We start from the raw sequence: 24,999 nt of genomic DNA on the forward strand, positions 1-24,999 counted from the left end.
CATTATTACTAAAGCTCAATCATGGAGTTGCCATGTCAGCCAAACATCCGGTGATAGCAGTAACAGGGTCAAGCGGCGCGGGGACCACCACCACCAGCCTCGCGTTTCGTAAAATTTTCGCGCAGTTAAATCTGCACGCCGCCGAGGTGGAAGGCGACAGTTTTCATCGTTACACCCGCCCGGAAATGGACATGGCGATCCGCAAAGCGCGTGACGCCGGGCGGCATATCAGCTATTTCGGGCCTGAAGCCAATGACTTCAGCCTACTGGAACATACCTTTATTGAGTACGGGCAGACGGGTAAAGGCCAGTCGCGTAAATATCTGCATACCTATGATGAAGCCGTCCCGTGGAATCAGGTTCCCGGCACGTTTACCCCCTGGCAGCCGCTTCCCGAACCGACCGATGTGCTGTTTTATGAAGGACTGCACGGCGGCGTCGTCACCCCGCAACATGATGTCGCGCGTCATGTTGATCTGTTGGTTGGCGTGGTGCCTATCGTCAACCTCGAGTGGATTCAGAAACTGATTCGCGACACCAGCGAGCGCGGGCACTCCCGTGAAGCGGTGATGGATTCCGTGGTGCGTTCCATGGACGACTACATCAATTACATTACGCCGCAGTTCTCGCGTACCCATATTAACTTCCAGCGCGTGCCGACCGTCGACACGTCCAATCCGTTCGCCGCAAAGGGTATTCCCTCGCTGGATGAGAGTTTTGTGGTGATCCATTTCCGCAATCTGGAAGGGATCGATTTTCCCTGGCTCCTGGCGATGCTCCAGGGCTCGTTTATTTCTCACATTAATACATTAGTGGTGCCGGGCGGCAAAATGGGGCTGGCGATGGAGCTGATTATGTTGCCGCTGGTGCAGCGATTAATGGAAGGCAAAAAATCGAATAACCGCGGTGAAATGCCCGATGGCGCTACGCTTATCGGGCCTACGAGATAAAAACGGGTAGGCCGGATAAGGCCACGCCGCCATCCGGCATCACGTGTTACGCCGCAATCACTTCATACGAATGGGTAATATTGACCGCTTTTTCCAGCATTAGCGCCACCGAGCAATATTTTTCCGCGGAGAGATCGACAGCGCGCGCGACGGCAGCCTCTTTCAGATCGCTGCCGGTAACGATAAAATGCAGATTAATGTGCGTAAACAGGCGCGGCGCGTCTTCCCGGCGCTCAGATGTCAGCTTCACTTCGCAGTTGGTGACATTCTGACGGCCCTTTTGCAGGATTGATACCACATCAATAGCGCTACATCCGCCAGCCGCCATTAATACCATCTCCATCGGACTCGGCGCTTTGTCACCGGAGTTGCCATCCATTAAAATCTGGTGGCCGGAGGAGGACTCTCCGAGGAACGTGAGCCCTTCAACCCACTTTACACGCGCTTGCATATTTCGTAACTCCAATGTTTCAATTTTCCTGAAAGATTACGCGCATACAACAAAAGTCGCAATGGAAGGCGACCTGGGTCATGCTGAAGCGAGACACCAGGAGACACACGGCGAAAGCTATGCTAAAACAGACAAGATGCTACAGTAATACATTGACGTACTGCATGTATGCAGAGGACATCACATTACAGGCTACAATCTATTTTCGTAGCCCCCTTCCCAGGTAGCGGGAAGTATATTTTTGCAACCCCAGAGACAGTGCCGTTTTCTGGCTCTGGAGACAGCTTATAACAGAGGATAACCGCGCATGGTGCTTGGCAAACCGCAAACAGACCCGACTCTTGAATGGTTCTTGTCTCATTGCCACATTCATAAGTACCCGTCAAAGAGCACGCTGATTCACCAGGGTGAAAAAGCAGAAACGCTGTACTACATCGTTAAAGGCTCCGTGGCAGTGCTGATCAAAGATGAAGAAGGGAAAGAAATGATCCTTTCTTATCTGAATCAGGGTGATTTTATTGGTGAACTGGGCCTGTTTGAAGAAGGCCAGGAACGCAGCGCCTGGGTACGTGCGAAAACCGCATGTGAGGTCGCTGAAATTTCCTACAAAAAATTTCGCCAATTAATCCAGGTCAACCCGGATATTCTGATGCGCCTCTCTTCCCAGATGGCTCGTCGCTTACAAGTCACCTCTGAAAAAGTAGGTAACCTCGCCTTCCTTGACGTCACCGGGCGTATCGCTCAGACGCTGCTGAATCTGGCGAAACAGCCCGATGCCATGACGCACCCGGATGGGATGCAGATCAAAATCACCCGTCAGGAAATCGGCCAGATCGTCGGCTGCTCCCGCGAAACCGTTGGTCGTATTTTGAAAATGCTGGAAGATCAAAACCTGATCTCCGCGCATGGCAAGACCATCGTCGTCTACGGCACCCGTTAATCCCGTCAGAATGGCGCGTTTTATCATGCGCCATTTTTGTTTGCATCGATGTGGCGAAGACTGATTTATCACCCAGAGATTAATTACGCACTACGGCAAACGCTGGTGCTGTGCCTGCCTGTGGCTGTTGGTTTATTGATAGGCCAGCTACACCTGGGCTTGCTTTTCTCTCTCGTTCCCGCCTGCTGCAACATTGCAGGTCTGGATACCCCGCACAAACGCTTTTTTAAACGTCTGATCATCGGCGCATCGCTGTTCGCCGGATGCAGTCTGGTAACGCAACTTCTGCTGGCGGAATCCATCCCCCTGCCGTTGATCCTGACCGGGCTCACGCTGGTGCTTGGCGTGACGGCGGAAATTAGCCCGCTTCACGCGCGGCTACTGCCAGCATCGCTGATTGCCGCCATCTTTACCCTGAGTCTTGCGGGATACATGCCCGTCTGGGAGCCGCTGCTCATTTATGCGCTGGGCACGCTATGGTACGGAGTGTTTAACTGGTTTTGGTTCTGGCTATGGCGCGAACAGCCGCTGCGCGAGTCATTGAGTTTGTTATACCGTGAACTGGCCGATTATTGTGAAGCGAAATACAGCCTGCTCACCCAACATATCGATCCGGAAAAAGCGCTGCCTCCCCTGCTGATACGCCAGCAAAAAGCAGTCGATCTCATTACCCAGTGTTACCAACAGATGCATATGCTTTCGGCGCACAACAATAATGATTACAAGCGCCTGTTACGGGCTTTTCAGGAAGCGATGGATTTGCAGGAGCACATCTCCGTCAGCTTGCATCAGCCGGAAGAGGTACAGAAACTGGTAGAACGCAGCCATGCGGAAGAGGTGATTCGCTGGAATGCGCAAACGGTCGCCGCCCGTCTGCGCGTGCTGGCGGATGACATTCTTTATCATCGTCTGCCGACGCGCTTCTCCATGGAAAAACAGATTGGCGCTCTGGAGAAGATCGCTAATCAGCATCCTGAAAATCCGGTAGGCCAGTTCTGCTATTGGCACTTCAGTCGAATCGCCCGTGTGCTGCGTACTCAGCGACCGCTGTACGCCCGCGACCTGATGGCCGATAAACAGCGTCGTTTGCCGCTACTTCCGGCGCTGAAAAATTATATGTCGCTAAAATCGCCGGCGCTACGCAACGCCGGACGCATTAGCGTGATGATGAGCATCGCCAGTCTGATGGGCAGCGCGTTGCACCTGCCTAAACCGTACTGGATACTCATGACAGTGCTGTTTGTCACCCAAAACGGCTATGGCGCGACGCGCGTACGTATTCTGCACCGTTCGGTCGGAACGCTGGTCGGCCTGGTGATTGCCGGCGTCACGCTGCACTTACATATTCCCGAAAGCATTACGCTGGCGGTCATGCTGGTACTAACGCTGGCAAGTTATCTGATTATTCGTAAAAACTACGGCTGGGCGACGGTCGGCTTTACGGTGACGGCGGTATACACCATCCAGTTACTGACGTTAAACGGAGAACAGTTTATTGTGCCGAGGCTGATCGATACGCTGATTGGCTGTTTAATTGCCTTTGGCGGCATGGTCTGGCTGTGGCCGCAATGGCAAAGCGGGCTATTACGTAAAAACGCCCATGATGCGCTGGAAGCCGATCAAGAAGCTATCCGACTGATCCTCAGTAACGATCCGCAGGCCACCCCGCTCGCTTATCAAAGAATGCGGGTCAACCAGGCGCATAACACGTTATTCAACTCGTTAAATCAGGCAATGCAGGAACCCGGATTCAATACCCACTATCTGTCTGATATGAAACTATGGGTCACGCACAGCCAGTTTATTGTCGAGCATATCAACGCCATGACGACGCTGGCGCGGGAACACACCATGCTGACGCCGGATCTGGCGCAGCGCTATCTGGAATCTTGCGAGATTGCGATTCAGCGCTGCCAGCAGCGCCTGGAGTACGACAGGCCAGGCGGCTCCGGCGATGTCAATATTCTGGAGTCGCCGGACATGCCGTCACATGGCTTATTGAGCACTCTGGAACAACATTTACAGCGCATCATTGGCCATCTGAACACCATGCACACCATTTCGTCGATGGCCTGGCGTCAGCGTCCGCATCACGGTATCTGGCTGAGTAAGCGGCTACGGGATACAAAAGGTTAAGACCGACTGCCGGATGCGCTACGCTTATCCGGCAATCCGCCATCAGGCCACCACCTTCCCTACCGCCTGCGCAAAGCGCTGCATTCCTTCATTGATATCCGCCTCTTCCACCACCAGCGACGGGGCAAAACGCATCACGTCGGCTCCGGCATTGAGCACCATCACGCCGGCCTCCGCGCCTGCGTACAGAAAATCGCGCGCCCGACCTTTGTACTCCGGCTTCAGCTCCGCGCCAATCAGCAGCCCCATGCCGCGAATATCGCTGAAAATGTCAAATTGCTCGTCAATCGCCTGCAAATGTTGCACAAACTGTTGCCGCTTAGTGTGAATGCCTTGTAGTACTTCTGGCGTATTAATAATATCGAATGCCGCGCCAGCCACCGCACAGGCCAGCGGATTACCGCCATAGGTTGAACCATGCGAACCGACATGGAAGGCCGAGGCTATTTCCTGCGTGGTCAGCATGGCGCTCACCGGAAAACCGCCGCCTAACGCTTTGGCGCTGGTGAGGATATCCGGCGTGACGCCGTAGTGCATATAGGCAAACAGGTCTCCGGTGCGCCCCATCCCGCACTGCACTTCATCAAACACCAGCAACGCCTGATGCTCGTCACACAGGTCGCGTAACCCTTTGAGGAATTCCGGTGTAGCCGCCTGCACGCCGCCTTCACCCTGAATCGGCTCGACCACCACCGCGCAGGTGTGGTCATCCATTACCGCTTTCACCGCATGAAGATCGTTGAAGGGAACGTGAATAATATCGGCGGGTTTCGGCCCAAAGCCGTCGGAATATTTCGGCTGCCCGCCGACAGAGACGGTAAACAAGGAACGGCCATGAAAGGCGTTATGGAAGGCAATGATTTTCGTTTTGAACGGGCTATGGCGCACGCAGGCATAATGACGCGCCAGTTTAAAAGCGGTTTCGTTCGCTTCGGTGCCGGAATTCATAAACAGCACGCGCTCGGCAAACGTGGCGTCGATCAGTTTACGTCCCAGACGCAACGCCGGTTCATTGGTAAAAACGTTACTGGTATGCCACAAGGTTTCCCCCTGGGATTTCAGCGCCTCGACTAGTGCCGGATGGCAATGGCCCAGCGCAGTCACTGCAATCCCGCCGGCGAAATCGATATACTCTTTGCCCTGCTGATCCCATACGCGGCTGCCTTTACCTTTGACCGGAATAAAGTCCGCCGGTGCATAAACAGGCAGAATCACCTCATCAAAAGTTGCGCGCGTAATAGCCGTTTGTTCAGTTGCCATATCATTACCACCCGGTTAAGTAGAAATGCCAGTGAAATTATAATCACAAAATATGAATAAAAAATCACTCAATAGCAACCACAAATCAACGCCGGAGGAAATTTTCCAGCAGAGCGTGTCCTTGTTCGCTGAGAATACTTTCCGGGTGGAACTGCACGCCTTCCAGATCCCACTCGCGGTGGCGAATGCCCATAATCTCCTGCGTTTCGCTCCAGGCGGTGATCTCAAAACACTCAGGCAACGTGGCAGGGTCGACAATCAGCGAGTGGTAACGTGTCACGGTTAACGGGCTGGGCAATCCCCGAAACACGCCCTGTCCATTATGCGTAACAGGTGACGTTTTACCGTGCATCACTTTCGCTGCCCGCACCACCGACGCGCCAAAGGCCTGCGCCATCGCCTGATGACCCAGGCAAACGCCCAGCATCGGAATACGTCCGGCATAATGGCGGATGACCGCCAGTGAAATGCCAGCGTCATTCGGCGTACAGGGGCCAGGAGAGATAACGATTTTTTGCGGGTTCAAAGCGTCAATGTGCGCCAGCGTCAGCGCATCATTGCGCCGGACCTGCACTTCCGCGCCCAGTTCACAAAAATACTGGTAGAGGTTCCAGGTAAAGGAATCATAGTTATCGATAAGCAGGATCATGGCGGCTCCGGGTCAGTAGAACCGCACTATTTTACTCAGTTTCGCGAGCTTCGCTTATCGCTTTCTGAAAAATCGCCTGCAATGCGGAGAGATCGCCCATCGCGCCGCTCTGGTTCGCCTGCTTCCATGTTTCAACCGCAATACCTTGCCAACTCAGCGCGTAGCCTGCATGTAGCGCCAGCTGTTCAAAGAAGATGCGCTGCGCCAGCCCGCTCCCCAAACGAAACGGATGAAGCACGTTAATTTCACAGTAGTAATGCGCCAGCCGCTCGACAAACTTCTCGTGCGCCAGACCGACCAGATAGCCCTCTTCTTCCAGATCCTGCATCAGAGCGTTGCCCTCTTTTTCGATATAGGCAAAGTGGCAGAAACGGGTATCACCCTGGTAAATATCGACCTCCCGCAGTTGCCCTGCCCAGTCGAAAATATCCTGATAGAGCTGGCGATGAATCGCGCACAGATGAGGCAAGCCGCGTATCAGCGGCCCCAGTTCAATCGTGGCGGCGCGGAGCGCGGTCATTTCGTATGCCGCTTGCGCCAGTCGCTGGGCCTGATGAATCCCCAGCCGATTACGCATCACGTTCAGCCCCGGATAGAGGTACGGATCGCGCCCTTCGCCAAATTTATCGCTCATAGTGCCTCCGAAGCTCGTCAAGACGTGCCAGCGCTTCATCGGCGGTCAGGGTTACTAAGGGGATCTCAATACCTTCGAGACGGCGGCTTTGCTGGAAGTTAACGTTGCGCCGCTGTTCCCAAAAGCGTGACTTTTGTTTATCGGTAAGTTTCTTCACCTTGCCTCCCTGAATATGCCTGTGCTTGACCACAAGTATAAGCAGCAATTTCAGGTTACGCTGAGACAGGGAGAAAACGCGGGCGGCTCGCGCCCGCGCAGGCATGTTTTATGGCAGGACTTTCGCGGAAAGGATAACGACTGGTTTTGTCGGCACATTCTGATAAGGCCCGACATCGTGCGTCGGTACCTGTGAGATTTTATCGGCGACATCCATACCTTTTACCACTTTACCAAATACCGCATAGCCAAAGTCGCGCTGGCCGTGGTCGAGAAAAGCGTTATCCGCGACGTTAATAAAGAATTGGCTGGTGGCGCTGTCTTTATCTGCGGTGCGCGCCATCGCGATCGTGCCGCGAGTATTACGCAGACCGTTGTCGGCTTCATTCTTAATCGGCGGATTCGGTTTCTTCTGCTGCATCTGCTCGTTAAAACCACCGCCCTGAATCATGAAGCCAGGAATAACGCGGTGAAACGTAGTGTTGTTATAGAAACCACTGTTGACGTAATCGACAAAGTTTTTCACAGAAACCGGCGCTTTCTGGCTGTTCAGCTCCAGCTCAATATTCCCGGCGGAGGTGGTTAACAGCACATGAGGATCGCCTTTTGCTGCCAACGCTGCGGGAGAAAGAGCAGAAAGAGCGAAAACAGCTGCGACAGCCGCCAGAGTCGATTTGAGCATGAGATTTCCTTAAAGAGAGCAGAAATAAAGCAAGTGGAATGATTCTAAAGAGCCTTCCTGGGCCAGGCCAGCCCTTTACCTAATTTTACGTATATGAAACAAATGTAACGTTACGACGCAACGCCGTATTCTTGCAATATGATGTGACAAACATCACATTAAAAAATGCAATGAACATTACTATCACTAATAATTATTTAAATGCATCACAAAAGCGCCTAAAATCTGCCCGCTTAACGCGCCCTCCACGCGCTTCACTTCTCTTCAAGGCCAGACATGACTAACAGCAACCGCATCAAGCTCACATGGATCAGCTTTCTTTCCTACGCCCTGACCGGGGCGCTGGTGATTGTCACCGGGATGGTGATGGGAAATATCGCAGACTATTTTCATCTGCCCGTTTCCAGCATGAGTAACACCTTTACTTTCCTGAACGCCGGGATTTTGATCTCGATCTTCCTCAATGCGTGGTTGATGGAAATCATCCCGCTGAAAACACAGCTACGCTTTGGTTTTATCCTGATGGTGCTGGCGGTGGCCGGGCTGATGTTCAGCCACAGCCTGGCGTTGTTCTCAGCGGCGATGTTTGTGCTGGGGCTGGTCAGCGGGATCACCATGTCGATTGGCACCTTCCTGATTACGCAACTGTATGAAGGGCGTCAGCGCGGTTCCCGACTGCTGTTTACCGACTCCTTCTTCAGCATGGCGGGGATGATTTTTCCTATGGTCGCCGCCTTCCTGCTGGCGCGTAGTATTGAGTGGTACTGGGTCTACGCCTGCATCGGCCTGGTCTACCTGGCGATTTTCATCCTGACCTTCGGCTGTGAATTTCCGGCGCTGGGTAAACATGCGCAGCACTCTCAGGCGCCTGTCGTCAAAGAAAAATGGGGCATTGGCGTACTGTTTCTCGCCGTCGCCGCGCTGTGCTATATCCTCGGTCAATTGGGCTTTATCTCCTGGGTGCCGGAATACGCCAAAGGCCTCGGCATGAGCCTGAATGACGCCGGGGCGCTGGTGAGTGATTTCTGGATGTCCTATATGTTTGGCATGTGGGCGTTCAGCTTTATCCTGCGCTTTTTCGATCTGCAACGCATTCTGACCGTACTGGCGGGTATGGCGGCGGTACTGATGTATCTGTTTATTACCGGCACGCAGGCGCATATGCCGTGGTTTATTCTGACGCTGGGCTTCTTCTCCAGCGCCATTTATACCTCTATCATTACGCTGGGATCGCAGCAAACGAAAGTGGCCTCGCCTAAGCTGGTTAACTTTATTCTGACCTGCGGCACTATCGGAACGATGCTGACCTTCGTCGTCACCGGCCCGATTGTGGCGCACAGCGGTCCACAGGCGGCGTTACTCACCGCGAATGGTCTGTATGCGGTGGTCTTTGTGATGTGCTTTGCGCTCGGCTTTGTATCCCGTCATCGTCAGCATAGCGCGCCGGCTACGCATTGATAATCCTTGCCGGATGGCGACGTCGCCCTCCGGCACTCTATCCCCCTCCTGACTAGGTAGGCCTGTTGGTCTAAAAACCCCTCATTTTGTATGTTATTTGTACAAACCTGAAAAGCCTGACAATTCCGCCACTTATAAAAATCCAGACAAATCAGCCATATACCCATTAAGAGGTATATAAAGGTGAATTTGATTTACATCAATAAGCGGGGTTGCTGAATCGTTAAGGTAGGCGGTAATAGAAAAGAAATCGAGGCAAAAATGAGCAAAGTCAGACTCGCTATTATCGGTAATGGTATGGTCGGCCACCGCTTTATTGAGGATCTCCTTGATAAATCCGACGCTAGCCTGTTCGACATTACCGTGTTCTGTGAAGAACCCCGTAAAGCCTATGACCGTGTCCACCTGTCATCCTACTTCTCTCACCACACCGCGGAAGAGCTCTCTCTGGTGCGTGAAGGATTTTACGAGAAGCACGGCGTGAAGGTACTGGTTGGCGAACGCGCAATTACCATTAACCGTCAGGAGAAAGTGATTCACTCCAGCGCGGGTCGTACCGTTTATTATGACAAGCTGATCATGGCGACCGGTTCCTATCCGTGGATCCCGCCGATTAAAGGCTCCGAAACCCAGGATTGCTTCGTTTACCGTACCATTGAAGACCTCAACGCTATCGAAGCCTGCGCCCGTCGCAGCAAGCGCGGGGCGGTGGTCGGCGGCGGTCTGCTGGGGCTGGAAGCCGCTGGCGCGCTGAAAAACCTCGGCGTGGAAACGCACGTCATTGAATTTGCGCCAATGCTGATGGCGGAGCAGCTCGATCAGATGGGCGGCGAGCAGCTACGTCGCAAGATCGAAAGCATGGGCGTGCGTGTACACACCAGTAAAAACACGCAAGAGATTGTTCAGCAGGGTAACGAAGCGCGTAAGACTATGCGTTTTGCCGATGGCAGCGAGCTGGAAGTCGATTTTATCGTCTTCTCTACCGGTATTCGCCCCCGCGACAAGCTGGCTACCCAGTGCGGCCTGGCCGTCGCGCAGCGCGGCGGTATCGTGATTAACGACACCTGCCAGACGTCTGACCCGAATATCTACGCTATCGGCGAGTGCGCCAGTTGGAACAACCGCGTTTACGGTCTGGTCGCACCAGGCTATAAAATGGCCCAGGTCGCCGTTGACCATATCCTCGGCAGTGAAAACGCCTTTGAAGGGGCGGATCTCAGCGCCAAGCTGAAGCTGCTGGGCGTGGACGTCGGCGGCATCGGCGACGCGCATGGCCGCACGCCGGGCGCGCGTAGCTACGTTTACCTCGATGAAAGCAAAGAAGTCTACAAACGTCTTATTGTCAGCGAAGATAACAAAACTCTGCTCGGCGCAGTACTGGTCGGCGACACCAGCGATTACGGCAATTTGCTGCAACTGGTACTGAACGCCATCGAACTGCCGGAAAACCCGGATTCGCTGATCCTGCCGTCGCACGCGGGCAGTGGTAAACCCGCTATCGGCGTGGATAAACTGCCGGACAGCGCGCAGATCTGCTCCTGCTTCGATGTGACTAAAGGCGATCTGATCGCCGCTATCAATAAAGGCTGCCATACCGTGGCGGCGCTGAAAGCGGAAACCAAAGCCGGAACCGGCTGCGGCGGCTGCATCCCGCTGGTGACGCAGGTACTGAACGCCGAACTGGCGAAACAGGGTATTGAAGTCAACAACAACCTGTGCGAGCACTTTGCTTATTCTCGTCAGGAACTGTTCCACTTAATACGCGTGGAAGGCATTAAAACCTTTGAAGAACTGCTGGCGAAACACGGTAAAGGCTACGGCTGCGAAGTGTGTAAGCCGACCGTCGGTTCGCTGCTGGCGTCGTGCTGGAACGAATACATCCTCAAACCGCAGCACACGCCGCTACAGGATACTAACGATAACTTCCTGGCGAATATCCAGAAAGACGGTACTTACTCGGTGATCCCGCGCTCCGCTGGCGGTGAAATCACCCCGGAAGGTCTGGTGGCCGTGGGGCGTATCGCCCGCGAGTTTAACCTCTATACCAAAATTACCGGTTCTCAGCGTATCGGTCTGTTTGGCGCGCAAAAAGACGATCTGCCGGAAATCTGGCGTCAGCTGATTGAAGCGGGTTTCGAAACCGGTCACGCGTACGCCAAAGCGCTGCGGATGGCGAAAACCTGCGTCGGCAGCACCTGGTGCCGCTACGGCGTGGGCGACAGCGTCGGTTTCGGCGTGGAGCTGGAAAACCGCTACAAAGGCATTCGTACCCCGCACAAAATGAAGTTCGGCGTCTCCGGCTGTACCCGTGAATGTGCGGAAGCGCAGGGCAAAGATGTGGGTATCATCGCCACGGAGAAAGGCTGGAACCTGTACGTCTGCGGTAACGGCGGGATGAAACCGCGTCATGCGGATCTGCTGGCAGCCGATCTCGATCGCGACACGCTGCTCAAGTATCTCGACCGCTTTATGATGTTCTACATCCGTACTGCCGACAAACTGACCCGTACCGCGCCGTGGTTAGACAACCTGGAAGGCGGCATCGAGTATCTGAAATCGGTCATCATCGACGATAAGCTGGGCCTGAACGAACATCTGGAAGAAGAGATGGCCCGTCTGCGTGAAGCGGTGGTCTGCGAGTGGACAGAAACCGTTAACACCCCATCCGCACAGGTTCGCTTTAAGCACTTTATCAACAGCGACAAGCGCGACCCAAATGTCCAGGTCGTTCCAGAACGCGAACAACATCGTCCGGCCACGCCGTATGAACGTATCCCGGTCACTCTGGTGGAGGAAAACGCATGAGCCAGTGGCAAAACATCTGCAAAATCGATGACATCCTGCCGGGAACCGGCGTCTGCGCGCTGTCAGGCGGCGAACAGGTGGCGATTTTCCGTCCTTACCATAGCGATCAGGTGTTTGCGATCAGCAACATCGACCCGTTCTTTGAGGCCAGTGTGCTGTCTCGTGGACTGATTGCGGAACACCAGGGCGAACTGTGGGTCGCCAGCCCGCTGAAAAAGCAGCGCTTCCGCCTGAGCGATGGTTTGTGCATGGAAGATGAGCAGTTCTCTGTGAAACAGTACGACGCGCGGGTGAAAGACGGCGTGGTGCAGTTGCGCGGTTAATTATTTTTGGGAGGCGCAACGCCTCCCCTTTTTTGTATTTTTTTCATTTTAATTGTTATCACAAAATCATTTGTACTGCATCGCGGCGGCAACTGAGCAACAAATTCGTCAGGAACGAATTTGAACAGCCGCTGGCTGCCTTCGGTGAGGGACAAGGATGTCCCTCATTAATCCCCAGGAGCATAGTTCACTATGTGACTGGGGTGAGCGAGGGCAGCCAACAAAGAGGCAGTGCAAAGGATGAAGTGAGAAAAGGATAATCAAATGTTTACAGACACTATCAATAAGTGTGCGGCTAACGCTGCGCGCATCGCACGCCTGTCGGCGAATAATCCGCTCGGCTTCTGGGTCAGTTCGGCAATGGCCGGGGCTTATGTCGGTCTCGGCATCATTCTTATTTTCACCCTCGGCAATCTGCTCGACCCGTCCGTGCGTCCTTTGGTGATGGGAGCGACCTTCGGTATCGCCTTAACGCTGGTCATCATCGCCGGTTCCGAACTGTTTACCGGCCACACCATGTTCCTGACGCTGGGCGTCAAAGCAGGCACCATCAGCCACGGTCAAATGTGGGCTATCCTGCCGCAAACCTGGCTCGGCAACCTGGTCGGTTCCGTGTTTGTCGCCCTGCTTTACAGCTGGGGCGGCGGCAGTTTGTTGCCGGTTGATACCAGCATCGTTCACTCAGTCGCGCTGGCGAAAACCACCGCGCCCGCCACGGTACTGTTCTTCAAAGGCGCGCTGTGTAACTGGCTGGTTTGTCTGGCAATCTGGATGGCGATCCGCACCGAAGGCACGGCAAAATTTCTTGCTATCTGGTGGTGTCTGCTGGCGTTTATCGCTTCCGGCTACGAGCACTCCGTCGCGAATATGACGCTGTTCGCCCTCTCCTGGTTTGGTCATCACAGCGACGCCTATACCCTGTCCGGAATCGGACACAACCTGTTATGGGTCACTCTGGGTAATACTTTGTCCGGCGTCGTGTTCATGGGATTGGGTTATTGGTATGCTACGCCGAAATCGGAGCGTCCTGTTCCGCAAAAAACCAACCAAATTAAGGTTACAGCCAACCATTAAGGGGTAATGTCGTGGACCATTTGCCTATATTTTGTCAATTACGCGACCGCGACTGTCTGATCGTCGGCGGTGGCGATGTCGCAGAACGCAAAGCACGGTTACTGCTGGAAGCAGGCGCACGTTTAACGGTCAATGCGCTAACCTTCATTCCACAGTTCACCGTATGGGCAAATGAAGGCATGTTGACTCTGGTTGAGGGTCCGTTCGACGAAACGCTTCTCGACTCGTGTTGGCTGGCGATCGCGGCCACTGACGACGATACCGTCAACCAGCGTGTCAGCGACGCGGCGGAGTCACGCCGTATCTTCTGCAACGTGGTGGATGCGCCGAAAGCCGCCAGCTTTATCATGCCCTCCATTATTGACCGCTCGCCGCTGATGGTCGCCGTCTCCTCGGGCGGCTCTTCCCCGGTGCTGGCGCGTCTGCTGCGCGAGAAACTGGAATCGCTGCTGCCGCAGCATCTGGGGCAGGTCGCGCGCTATGCCGGGCAACTCCGCGCCCGAGTGAAAAAGCAGTTTGCCACGATGGGCGAACGTCGTCGCTTCTGGGAAAAATTTTTCGTCAATGACCGGCTGGCGCAGTCGCTGGCGAATGCCGATGAGAAAGCGGTTAACGCGACAACCGAACGCCTGTTTAGCGAACCGCTGGATCACCGTGGCGAAGTCGTGCTGGTCGGTGCCGGGCCGGGCGATGCCGGACTGCTGACGCTGAAAGGGTTACAACAAATCCAACAGGCGGATATCGTGGTTTACGATCGCCTCGTCTCCGACGACATTATGAACCTGGTACGCCGCGATGCCGATCGGGTCTTTGTGGGGAAACGCGCAGGTTACCACTGCGTCCCACAGGAAGAAATCAACCAGATCCTGCTGCGTGAAGCGCAAAAAGGTAAACGCGTGGTACGCCTGAAAGGCGGCGATCCCTTTATCTTTGGTCGCGGCGGCGAAGAGCTGGAAACGCTGTGTCATGCCGGTATTCCTTTCTCGGTAGTGCCGGGGATTACCGCGGCTTCCGGCTGCTCCGCCTACTCCGGTATTCCGCTAACCCATCGCGATTACGCCCAGAGCGTACGTCTGGTCACGGGTCACCTGAAAACCGGCGGCGAGCTGGACTGGGAAAACCTGGCGGCAGAAAAACAGACGCTGGTGTTCTACATGGGGCTGAATCAGGCAGCGACTATCCAGGAAAAACTGATCGCATTCGGTATGCAGGCCGATATGCCGGTTGCGCTGGTAGAAAACGGTACCTCTGTGAAGCAACGCGTCGTCCACGGTGTGCTGACGCAGCTCGGTGAATTAGCGCAACAGGTTGAAAGCCCGGCGCTGATTATCGTTGGCCGGGTCGTTGGCTTACGCGATAAATTAAATTGGTTCTCTAATTATTAATTAAAATAAAGCCCTGAATAACAGGGCTTTATTTTACAACTACTCGTAATCTCAAATTATTTTTACTTAAAAGTGAATTAAGAAATCAACTTTAAATACACCAGAAAAATTTAAATAGTAATAATTCTGCCTAAAAACCCTTTTACTCGTCAAATTCACCTCTTATTCATTCATACAATAAATAACACCGTTAAGCACTCAATTTGACCTGATCTGGTTATCGGGTGATAAAATAAACACTAAAGCATAATTTTTCTTCTGGCCATTTCATCATTGCCTGTATCGCTCTCTGCATATGTTTAGTACGCAAGGAAAATATTAATTAAGGATGAACCCTATGCAAAAGAAAAAACTTATTTCTATCGCTATCGCTTTAACGCTACAAAGTTATTACATTCCGGCCATCGCCGCAGAAAATAACGATGATGAAAAAGAATGTCCCAGTAATATCTCCTCCCTGCCTAAAGAAAAACGCGCAAAACTCTCACCGACCTGCCTTGCTACACCTGAAAATGATAATCACTGGGGCTGGGTTGCTGGCGGCGTTGCTGCACTGGTCGCAGGTGTGGCTATTGGCGTTGAAAATAACGGTGGCGGAGATTCTAATCATTCTTATACCCCCCCTACGCCCGATAATGGCGGCGACGTTACCCCGCCCGACGATGGCGGCAACGTCACCCCGCCCGACGATAGCGGCGATGACGATGTGACCCCGCCCGATGATAGCGGCGATGACGATGTGACCCCACCCGACGATAGCGGCGATGACGATGTAACCCCGCCCGACGATAGCGGCGATGACGATGTAACCCCGCCTGATGATAGCGGCGATGACGATGTAACCCCGCCCGACGATAGCGGCGATGACGATGTAACCCCGCCTGACGATAGCGGCGATGACGATGTAACCCCGCCCGACGATAGCGGCGATGACGATGTAACCCCGCCCGACGATAGCGGCGATGACGATGTAACCCCGCCTGACGATAGCGGCGATGACGATGTGACCCCGCCCGATGATAGCGGCGATGACGATGTAACCCCGCCCGATGATAGCGGCGATGACGACGACACGCCCCCGGATGACTCGGTTATTACCTTCAGCAACGGCGTCACCATCGATAAAGGCAAAGACACCCTGACCTTCGATAGCTTCAAACTGGATAACGGCAGCGTTCTCGAGGGTGCCGTGTGGAATTATTCAGAACAGGACAACCAGTGGCAGCTCACCACCGCGGACGGCAAAACGCTGAACGTCACCGACTGGGACGTGACCGACGCCAATGCCGCCGTGATTGAAGGCACCCAGGAAAACGGTCTCTACTGGAAGTACGACAGCCGTGGCTATCTGATTATTGCCGACGATAAAACCACCGTTATCAGCGGCGATGACCAGGCGCATAACTCCGATCGCGGCATGGATATCAGCGGCCAGGATCGCACCGGCGTGATTATTTCCGGCGATAGAACCGTCAACACGCTCACCGGGGACTCCAGTGTGACCGACGGTGCCACCGGCATGGTTATCTCCGGCGACGGCACCACCAACACCATTTCTGGCCACTCAACGGTGGACAACGCCACCGGCGCGCTGATTTCCGGCAACGGCACCACCACTAATTTCGCCGGTGACATTGCCGTGAGCGGCGGCGGCACCGCCATCATCATCGACGGTGACAACGCCACGATTAAGAATACCGGTACATCTAACATCAGCGGCGCAGGCTCCACCGGCACCGTCATTGACGGCAATAACGCCCGCGTCAACAACGACGGTGATATGACCATCACCGACGGCGGCACAGGCGCCCACATTACCGGCGACGACGTGGTTATCGATAACGCCGGGAGCACCACCGTCAGCGGCGCAGACGCCACGGCGCTGTATATCGATGGCGACAACGCGCTCGTTATCAACGAAGGTAATCAAACTATCTCTGACGGCGCCGTCGGTACGCGAATTGACGGCGACGACGCCCATATCACCAATACCGGCGATATCGCGGTGGATGGCGCGGACTCTGCCGCCGTGATTATCAATGGCGACAACGGCAGCCTGACCCAGGCGGGCGATCTGCTGGTCACCGACGGCGCGATGGGTATCATCACCTACGGCACCGGAAATGAAGCAAAAAATACCGGCAACGCCACCGTGCGTGATGCGGACTCGGTGGGTTTTGTGATTGCAGGCGAAAAAAATACCTTCAAAAATAAAGGGGATATCGACGTCAGCCTTAACGGCACCGGTACGCAGGTGAGCGGAGATATGTCACAGGTTACGCTGGATGGCGATATCAATGTAACCGCCGTCGAAGACAGCGATAGCGTCTATCGTGGCGCAACGGGTATCGACATTACGGGGGATAACAACACGCTGGATATTGTCGGTAACGTCACAGTCAACGGCGATTATGACAACGACAGCGTGATGGCTGGCAGCACTGATACCCTGCAGGGGATGTCCGTCAGCGGCGACAATAATCAGGTGGATCTCACCGGCACGCTCAACATTAACGTCAGCGATATGAGTAATGTAGACGGGCAATATCTGAATGCCGTTGGCCTTAGTGTAACGGGTGATGGTAATTCCGTGGACTTAACTGGCGGTATTAATATCAACTACACCCAGGATGCTGATGGCATCGAATCGCCCGTTGTCGGCATAAATATCAACGGCGACAGCAGCGTAACGCTAAGCGGTCAGTCCACGCTTGATATTACCAGCGTCACCGGCGGCGCGGTGACGCTGGCCTATGTGCAAAACGGCGGCAACTTAACGTTAGACCAAAGCTCAACGATTAATGTCAACAGCACACTTCTGCCTGCTGGTTATTACATGGAAAATGCGCTCTTAACCGCCACGGGTCAGGGCTCCACGATCAATAATCAGGGAACGATCGTGGATAATGGCGCGGTCTCTTTGTTGCTGGCGAACAGCGGCGCACAGGGAGGAAACAGCGGCGATATTACCGCCTATGCCACAACCGGTGAGGATAACCGTAATGCAATCACCGCCGCCAATGGCCAGGGCTCCACGTTCAGCAATGAAACGGGAGGAACCATCACGGTAGTGTCGTCATTAACTCCGGTTGTGGATGGTGGCGCATTCGGATTCCCGCTTGCGTGGCGCAACAACACGCTTTACGCCATGCTGGCGGAGGGTTACGGCGAGGTGAGTAACGATGCCGGCGCCCACATATATTTGCAGGGCGCAGGAGTATATGGCGTATCCGCCAGTAAAGGCACGGCGTCCAATGCCGGGGATATTTACCTGGACGGTTTAGTCCCGACGCTGGATGATGAAAACCATATCACCAACAAAACTTACTGGGCGCCGCCGCAACTTTATGTCACCAGTTCCGCAATGGTAGCGGGCTCCACCGATGGCGGTTATGGCGACGCCACCGCTATCAACACCGGCACCATTACCGTTAACAACGCCGGGTTCGGCATGATGGCGCTCAACGGCGGTACCGCCATTAACCAGGGCGTAATCACCCTGACCGCCGATGACGGCGTTACCGGCCAGGCAAACGAGTTGGTCGGGATGGCGGCGCTCAGCGGCGGCGCCGTCATCAATGACACCAGCGGCATCATCAATATTGATGCCGATTACGGCCAGCCCTTCCTGACCGACGGCAGTGGCCTGATTATTAACTATGGCCAGGTCTGCTTTGGCGACGATTGCCAAAACAGTGAAGAGTACAATCCAACAAACGGTGACGTTTCAATCCCTTACACGGATGGCGCAACTATTGCCGATGCCGGAACAAGCACCACGCTTGAAAATAACGCCGTGGTGACAGGGAACGTCAATAATGCCGGAGAGGTCAGCGGCAAGCCAATCACAGTCCTGGATAGCGGCACGCTGACCAACAACGACAGCGGTGTTATCAATAGCGATACCAAGGTATCCGGTAACCTTGTCAATGATGGCACCATAAGCGGTAAACTGACGCAAAATGGCGGTGATATCGTTAATAATGGCACCATTGACAGCCGTAGCCTGACGACCGGCGGCGTATTAACTAACGGCACGGATGGCACCATGACCTCCGGCGCCAAAGTCACCGGTGCGAATAGCGCCATCATCAACGATGGTACCTTCCAGCTTGGCTCCGCAACAGACGCGACCAACGCCTCAATGCTGGAAATTAACGATTACGCACAATTCTTTAATACCGGCACGCTGATCCTTGATAACAACAAAAACGCCATTCACCTGAATCCGAATAACGGAACGCTGTATAACACAGGGACGATGGATCTTACGGCAACCTCCAATAAGGGGGCGATTAACTATTGGGGCGCAGGCGCTACATTCATCAATGACGGTACGGTCAATGCTACCACGGCGACACTGGCTTATGCGGCCGGTGGCGCAAGCAGCGCGCCGGATCAACACGCGTTCTTCTGGAACCAGTCAAACGGCGTTATCAACTACGATGCGGATAATGGCCGCGCGGTAGATTTTTCTGCCAACAGCAATTACGTGGCGGTCAACGACGGCACCATGAATATCAGCGGTAATAACGCTTACGGTATGTATGGCGGCAAGAATGCGCAACTGGTCAACAACGGCACCATTGAACTGGGTACAGAAGGCACCACCGACACGGGTATGGTGGCGATGGCGCTGGATAAAAATGCCACCGCCGACGCGGTTATTGAGAACAACGGCACGATTAATATTCACGCCAATAACTCTTACGCGTTCAGCGTGGCGGGCGCAGGTCATGTGGTCAATAACGGTACGGTCGTCATTGACGATAACGTGACGGGTTCCGGCCTCATTAAACAGGGTGACAGCGTTAACGTCGAAGGGACAAACGGTAATAACGGCAACAGCGACGAGGCGCATTATGCCGACTATACGTTGCCGGGAACGCCGGTTGAACCTGACGGTAACATGACTTCCGGCTCCACCACCGATGGCACGTCCAACAACCTGAACGGTTATGTGGTTGGCACTAACGCCGACGGCAGCGCCGGTAAGCTTAAGGTCAGCAACGCCAGCATGAACGGTGTGGAAATTAACACCGGGTTCACCGCAGGCACCGCCGACACCACCGTCAGCTTTGACAACGTGGTTGAGGGCAGCAACCTGTCCGACGCAGGCGCGATTCAGTCCACTTCCGTAGTCTGGAACGCCCAGGGTAGCCAGGATGCCGACGGCAACGTTGACGTCACCATGACCAAAAACGCCTATGCCGATGTGGCGACCGACAGCTCGGTAAGCGACGTGGCGCAGGCGCTGGACGCCGGTTACACCAACAACGAGCTGTACACCAGCCTCAACGTGGGTACTACCGCCGAGCTGAACAGCGCACTCAAGCAGGTGAGCGGTGCCCAAGCCACCACGGTATTCCGTGAAGCGCGTGTACTCAGCAACCGCTTTACCATGCTGGCCGACGCCGCGCCGCAGATCAAAGATGGCCTGGCGTTCAACGTCGTAGCGAAAGGCGACCCACGTGCGGAGCTGGGCAACGACACCCAGTACGACATGCTGGCATTACGCCAGACGTTGGATCTCACCGCCAGCCAGAATCTGACGCTGGAGTACGGTATTGCGCGTCTGGATGGCGACGGTTCGAAAACCGCAGGCGATAACGGCCTGACCGGTGGCTACAGCCAGTTCTTTGGCCTGAAGCACAGCATGGCGTTTGATGAAGGTCTGGCGTGGAACAACAGCCTGCGTTATGACGTGCATAACCTCGACAGCAGCCGCTCCGTCGCCTATGGCGATGTCAACAAAATTGCCGATTCCGACATGCGTCAGCAGTACCTTGAGTTTCGCAGTGAAGGGGCGAAAACTTTCACCATGATGAGTGATACGCTGAAAGTCACGCCGTATGCCGGAGTGAAATTCCGTCACACCATGGAAGATGGCTACAAAGAGCGCAGCGCCGGAGATTTTAACCTGTCCATGAACTCTGGCAACGAAACGGCGGTAGACTCTATTGTCGGCCTGAAGCTGGATTACGCTGGGAAAGACGGCTGGAGCGCCACCGCTACCCTGGAAGGCGGCCCGAACCTGAGCTACAGCAAGAGCCAGCGTACAGCGTCATTACAGGGTGCGGCGGGTCAATCGTTCGGCGTGGATGACGGTCAAAAAGGCGGCGGCGTTAATGGTCTGGCAACCATCGGCGTGAAATACAGCAGCAATGATACCGCGCTACATCTGGATGCCTACCAGTGGAAGGAAGACGGTATCAGCGATAAAGGCTTTATGCTTAACGTTAAGAAAACATTTCGTTAAATAAACGACATTATATAACACTAATAAAGGCCGCTTATTATTAAGCGGCCTTTTTAAATCATATCCCCTGGTAAAGATAAAGTCCTTATTTGGACTACCTGGATGATTCATTAATTGCTATCGTACTATACGCTAAATAGATCTTATATTTATTCCACCAGTAGTGCTCGTTTTATCAACAAGGATTTTGAAATGTTTAAATTTGTAAAAATTGCCGTTGTGGCAGGGGTTCTGGCGACGCTCACTGCTTGTACTGGTCATATCGAAAACAAAAAAAATAACTGCAGCTACGATTATTTGCTGCACCCTGCAATTTCTATTTCTAAAATTATTGGCGGTTGCGGCCCGGCTGCCGATCAATAATAGAAACGACTGCGCAGATACAAAAAAACCGGGATTTTCCCGGTTTTTTTACAGGTCTGATAAACGGTACGGCGCAGATGCCTTGTCCAACTTACGCTCGTTTGTAGGCCCGATAAGCTCGCGCCATCGGGCAAGCAATAACCCTTACGGTTTCGCCACAAAGCCAATGGCTTCGTAAACGGCTTTCAGCGTTTCGGCCGCACGTGCGCTGGCTTTTTCCGCCCCGTCTTTCATCACCTTCTGCAAGAACGCTTCGTCGTTGCGGAAACGGTGATAGCGCTCCTGCAACTCAGACAGCATTCCGGAAACCGCCTCCGCCACTTCGCCTTTCAAATGGCCATACATTTTACCTTCAAACTGTTTTTCCAGTTCAGGAATGCTCTGACCGGTCACGGCGGAAAGAATATCCAGCAGGTTAGAGACACCCGCTTTCTCTTTCACATCATAACGCACTACCGGCGGCTCGTCGGAGTCAGTGACCGCACGTTTGATTTTCTTCACTACCGATTTCGGATCTTCCAGCAGGCCGATCACGTTATTACGGTTATCGTCCGATTTGGACATTTTCTTTGTCGGCTCCAGCAGCGACATCACGCGCGCGCCGGATTTTGGAATAAACGGTTCCGGTACTTTGAAAATATCGCCATACAGCCCGTTGAAACGCTGGGCGATATCGCGGCTCAGTTCCAGATGCTGCTTCTGATCTTCGCCTACCGGCACCAGATTGGTTTGGTACAACAGGATGTCTGCCGCCATCAGCACCGGGTAATCAAACAGGCCGGCGTTAATGTTTTCCGCATAGCGCGCAGATTTATCTTTAAACTGCGTCATACGGCTCAGCTCGCCGAAATAGGTATAGCAGTTCAGCGCCCAGCCAAGCTGCGCATGTTCCGGCACATGGGACTGAACAAAAATAGTGCTCTTTTCAGGATCAATACCACATGCCAGGTACAGCGCCAGCGTATCCAGCGTCGCTTTACGTAGCTGCTGCGCGTCCTGACGCACGGTAATAGCATGTTGGTCTACGATGCAGTAGATGCAATGATAGTCATCCTGCATGTTTACCCACTGACGCAATGCCCCCATATAGTTGCCAATGGTCAATTCACCTGAGGGCTGTGCGCCACTAAAAACGATGGGCTTAGTCATTTTTTATTTCCTGGTTATCGCTATGCGGAAGCCCAAGTGCGGGCAAAAGATCGTTAAAACTGTCATAAATGACGTCCGGCTCGCTAAGAGCGATCGCTTCGCCATAATTGTAGCCGTATGTCAGGCCAACCGAAGGGCAGCCCGCCGCTTTTGCAGCCTGAATATCATTACGCGAATCGCCGACAAAAAGCATCTGCTCCGGCATCATGCCCAGCCGGCTTGCCACCAGCAACAGCGGCTCCGGATGCGGCTTCTTATTTTGCACATCATCGCCGCCGATAACCACACTAAAGTATTTGGCGATATCAAGCGATTCCAGCAACGGCGCGACGAACGGCGTTGGCTTATTCGTCACCAGACCTAATGACAATCCGCTGGCGTGCAGCGCGCCCAGCGTGTCGGCGACATGCGGAAATAAAAAGGTGCCTTCTTCCGCCACTTCGCCATAATACCTGTCGAACAGTTTACGCAGAATGCGTACCTGTTCCTCGGCAGGAATATCTTCATCAACGGGCGGTTTCCCCATCGTCTTACGCAGCGTGGCGCGCTCCTCGCGAGCCCAGGTCAGCGCGCGTTCCATCAATACGTCTGCGCCGTTACCAATCCAGGTAATTACGCGCTCCTCGCCCGCGACCGGCAGTTCCAGCGCATACAGCGCCATATCCACCGCCGCGGCAAGACCCGGCGCGCTATCCACCAGCGTACCGTCAAGATCAAAGGCGACGCCCCGAATATTCTGCAACTTATCCATGACTTACCTTTGCCAGCTCACTGCGCATTTCATCAATCACTTTTTTGTAGTCGGGTTTATCGAAAATTGCCGACCCCGCAACAAACATGTCCGCACCTGCTGCGGCGATCTCGCCGATATTGTTCACCTTCACGCCGCCGTCCACTTCCAGGCGAATGTCGTAACCGGAGGCATCAATGCGGCGACGCACTTCGCGCAGTTTATCCAGCGTCTGCGGAATAAAAGACTGGCCGCCGAAGCCTGGGTTCACGGACATCAGCAGGATCACATCCAGTTTGTCCATGACGTAATCGAGATAACTGAGCGACGTTGCCGGGTTGAATACCAGCCCCGCTTTACAGCCGTGTTCTTTAATCAACTGTAGCGTGCGGTCAACATGTTCGGAGGCTTCCGGGTGAAAAGTAATGATGCTCGCGCCAGCGGCGGCAAAGTCGGGCACGATACGGTCGACTGGCTTGACCATCAGGTGGACATCAATTGGCGCGGTAATACCGTACTGACGCAGGGATTTCAGCACCATCGGGCCGATAGTCAGGTTCGGCACATAGTGATTATCCATGACGTCAAAGTGTACAACATCAGCACCGGCAGCCAGCGCTTTGGCGGTGTCTTCACCCAGGCGAGCAAAATCAGCCGACAGAATTGAGGGGGCAATCAAATACTGTTTCATCCGCTTCTCCTTGAGAATTATTTTCTTGCAGGCGTTGCGACTCCTGGTTGGTACAGAGCCAGCAGTTCGTCCACCTTTTTACGTGTGCCGCCGTTGCTGCTTATACTGCGTCTAACTTTGACGACATGCAATTTTGCGAGTTGATACCACTCGCGTGTGAGCGCCGTATCATGGTTGGAAATGAGCACCGGTATCCGGTTACTGACCAGATTCTCAGCGATTTCCGCCAGATGCGCTTGTTGCGTCAGGCTAAAACTATTGGTGTGATACGCTGTGAAGTTAGCCGTGGCGGACAACGGCGCATAAGGCGGATCGCAATAGACCACCGACGACTTGTCCGCACGCGCCATACTGTCTGCGTATGACTCACAGTAAAAGAACGCATTCTGCGCTTTTTCTGCAAAGTGGTACAACTCCGCTTCCGGGAAGTAAGGTCTTTTATAACGACCAAACGGTACATTAAATTCCCCGCGCAAGTTATAGCGACAGAGTCCGTTATAACCGTAGCGATTCAGATATAAAAACAGTACCGCCCGACGAAAGGGGTCCTGGCAGGTGTTGAACTCCTCACGGAGTTGGTAATAGACCTCAGCCTGGTTAGTTTCAGGCATAAACAGCTCGCGCGAAGCCTGTACGTACTCGTCAGTACGTAACTTCACGATGTTATAGAGGCTAATAAGGTCGCTGTTGATATCGGCGAGGATATAACGAGAAAAGTCGGTGTTAAGAAACACCGATCCGGCACCCACAAAAGGTTCGACAAGGCACTCGCCTTTTGGCAAATGTCGTTTGATATCATCAAGCAGAGGGTATTTTCCCCCTGCCCACTTCAAAAAAGCGCGATTTTTTTTCATGCTGACTAACTAATTACACCTTCTCCGGCTGTGGAGAAAGCTCCGACAGC

Annotated in this window: 20 protein-coding genes; 10 read left to right on the forward strand and 10 right to left on the reverse strand. The window is 53.9% G+C overall.

Annotated elements, in window-relative coordinates; all coding sequences use genetic code 11:
- Positions 1-32 precede the first annotated feature (32 nt).
- Entirely contained in the window at positions 33-950 is a 918-nt protein-coding gene (locus EOS97_RS07680) for a phosphoribulokinase (protein ID WP_001733415.1), read from the forward strand.
- 46 nt (positions 951-996) lie between these two features.
- Here EOS97_RS07680 and EOS97_RS07685 read toward each other — a convergent pair whose 3' ends face one another.
- Positions 997-1,401: an OsmC family protein gene (locus tag EOS97_RS07685; RefSeq protein ID WP_001148919.1), complete on the reverse strand. Its 405-nt coding sequence runs from the start codon at positions 1,399-1,401 to the stop codon at positions 997-999.
- Positions 1,402-1,708: 307 nt separating this feature from the next.
- Here EOS97_RS07685 and crp point away from each other — a divergent pair, with 307 nt between their 5' ends.
- Both crp and EOS97_RS07695 read left to right on the forward strand, forming a co-directional pair.
- On the forward strand, positions 1,709-2,341 hold the full coding sequence (crp, locus tag EOS97_RS07690) for a cAMP-activated global transcriptional regulator CRP (RefSeq protein ID WP_000242758.1): 633 nt from the start codon (positions 1,709-1,711) through the stop codon (positions 2,339-2,341).
- A gap of 48 nt (positions 2,342-2,389) precedes the next feature.
- Positions 2,390-4,477 (forward strand): YccS/YhfK family putative transporter, encoded by a 2,088-nt coding sequence (locus EOS97_RS07695; RefSeq protein ID WP_000269311.1) that lies wholly within the window; start codon positions 2,390-2,392, stop codon positions 4,475-4,477.
- Positions 4,478-4,519: 42 nt separating this feature from the next.
- Here EOS97_RS07695 and EOS97_RS07700 read toward each other — a convergent pair whose 3' ends face one another.
- From EOS97_RS07700 to ppiA, 5 genes are all read right to left on the reverse strand, one after another.
- A complete protein-coding gene (locus EOS97_RS07700; protein ID WP_000190021.1) occupies positions 4,520-5,737 on the reverse strand; it encodes an aspartate aminotransferase family protein in 1,218 nt (405 codons plus the stop codon).
- Between the two features lie 85 nt (positions 5,738-5,822).
- Positions 5,823-6,386 carry an aminodeoxychorismate synthase component 2 gene (gene pabA / locus EOS97_RS07705; RefSeq protein WP_000601879.1) on the reverse strand — a complete coding sequence of 188 codons (564 nt, stop codon included), beginning with the start codon at positions 6,384-6,386 and terminating at the stop codon, positions 5,823-5,825.
- A gap of 31 nt (positions 6,387-6,417) precedes the next feature.
- Positions 6,418-7,020 (reverse strand): putative adenosine monophosphate-protein transferase Fic, encoded by a 603-nt coding sequence (locus tag EOS97_RS07710; RefSeq protein ID WP_001280665.1) that lies wholly within the window; start codon positions 7,018-7,020, stop codon positions 6,418-6,420.
- The gene (locus EOS97_RS07715; RefSeq protein WP_001519136.1) at positions 7,010-7,177 is read right to left on the reverse strand and encodes a YhfG family protein; all 168 of its coding nucleotides are present in this window, start codon (positions 7,175-7,177) and stop codon (positions 7,010-7,012) included. The genes EOS97_RS07710 and EOS97_RS07715 overlap by 11 nt, the downstream gene beginning before the upstream one ends.
- A 108-nt stretch (positions 7,178-7,285) precedes the next feature.
- Positions 7,286-7,858 carry a peptidylprolyl isomerase A gene (ppiA, locus tag EOS97_RS07720; RefSeq protein ID WP_000920478.1) on the reverse strand — a complete coding sequence of 191 codons (573 nt, stop codon included), beginning with the start codon at positions 7,856-7,858 and terminating at the stop codon, positions 7,286-7,288.
- Positions 7,859-8,134: 276 nt separating this feature from the next.
- Here ppiA and tsgA point away from each other — a divergent pair, with 276 nt between their 5' ends.
- The 7 genes from tsgA (at position 8,135) to EOS97_RS07755 (ending at position 21,525) form a co-directional block, all read left to right on the forward strand.
- Complete coding sequence (tsgA, locus tag EOS97_RS07725; RefSeq protein ID WP_000185212.1) at positions 8,135-9,316, forward strand: MFS transporter TsgA; 1,182 nt, start codon at positions 8,135-8,137, stop codon at positions 9,314-9,316.
- 261 nt (positions 9,317-9,577) lie between these two features.
- Positions 9,578-12,121: an NADPH-nitrite reductase large subunit gene (gene nirB / locus EOS97_RS07730; RefSeq protein ID WP_000049260.1), complete on the forward strand. Its 2,544-nt coding sequence runs from the start codon at positions 9,578-9,580 to the stop codon at positions 12,119-12,121.
- The gene (gene nirD, locus EOS97_RS07735; protein ID WP_000084817.1) at positions 12,118-12,444 is read left to right on the forward strand and encodes a nitrite reductase small subunit NirD; all 327 of its coding nucleotides are present in this window, start codon (positions 12,118-12,120) and stop codon (positions 12,442-12,444) included. The genes nirB and nirD overlap by 4 nt, the downstream gene beginning before the upstream one ends.
- A gap of 264 nt (positions 12,445-12,708) precedes the next feature.
- Entirely contained in the window at positions 12,709-13,518 is an 810-nt protein-coding gene (gene nirC / locus EOS97_RS07740; RefSeq protein ID WP_000493576.1) for a nitrite transporter NirC, read from the forward strand.
- 11 nt (positions 13,519-13,529) lie between these two features.
- A complete protein-coding gene (cysG, locus tag EOS97_RS07745) occupies positions 13,530-14,903 on the forward strand; it encodes a siroheme synthase CysG (RefSeq protein WP_000349891.1) in 1,374 nt (457 codons plus the stop codon).
- Positions 14,904-15,240: 337 nt separating this feature from the next.
- On the forward strand, positions 15,241-21,162 hold the full coding sequence (locus tag EOS97_RS07750) for an autotransporter domain-containing protein (RefSeq protein ID WP_060565562.1): 5,922 nt from the start codon (positions 15,241-15,243) through the stop codon (positions 21,160-21,162).
- 192 nt (positions 21,163-21,354) lie between these two features.
- The gene (locus EOS97_RS07755) at positions 21,355-21,525 is read left to right on the forward strand and encodes a YhfL family protein (RefSeq protein ID WP_000472323.1); all 171 of its coding nucleotides are present in this window, start codon (positions 21,355-21,357) and stop codon (positions 21,523-21,525) included.
- 144 nt (positions 21,526-21,669) lie between these two features.
- Here the strand turns inward: EOS97_RS07755 and trpS are convergent, their stop codons facing one another.
- The 4 genes from trpS to dam are packed head-to-tail and all read right to left on the reverse strand — an operon-like array spanning position 21,670 to position 24,949.
- Positions 21,670-22,674 (reverse strand): tryptophan--tRNA ligase, encoded by a 1,005-nt coding sequence (gene trpS, locus EOS97_RS07760; protein ID WP_000165562.1) that lies wholly within the window; start codon positions 22,672-22,674, stop codon positions 21,670-21,672.
- Positions 22,667-23,425 (reverse strand): phosphoglycolate phosphatase, encoded by a 759-nt coding sequence (gene gph, locus EOS97_RS07765; RefSeq protein ID WP_000359652.1) that lies wholly within the window; start codon positions 23,423-23,425, stop codon positions 22,667-22,669. The genes trpS and gph overlap by 8 nt, the downstream gene beginning before the upstream one ends.
- Positions 23,418-24,095 carry a ribulose-phosphate 3-epimerase gene (gene rpe / locus EOS97_RS07770; protein WP_000816286.1) on the reverse strand — a complete coding sequence of 226 codons (678 nt, stop codon included), beginning with the start codon at positions 24,093-24,095 and terminating at the stop codon, positions 23,418-23,420. Before rpe ends, gph begins: the two co-directional genes overlap by 8 nt.
- A gap of 17 nt (positions 24,096-24,112) precedes the next feature.
- Entirely contained in the window at positions 24,113-24,949 is an 837-nt protein-coding gene (dam, locus tag EOS97_RS07775; protein ID WP_000742132.1) for an adenine-specific DNA-methyltransferase, read from the reverse strand.
- Between the last annotated feature and the right edge of the window lie 50 nt (positions 24,950-24,999).

This window comes from Salmonella sp. SSDFZ54, from assembly GCF_004010735.1.
In the GTDB taxonomy this organism is placed as follows: domain Bacteria; phylum Pseudomonadota; class Gammaproteobacteria; order Enterobacterales; family Enterobacteriaceae; genus Salmonella; species Salmonella enterica.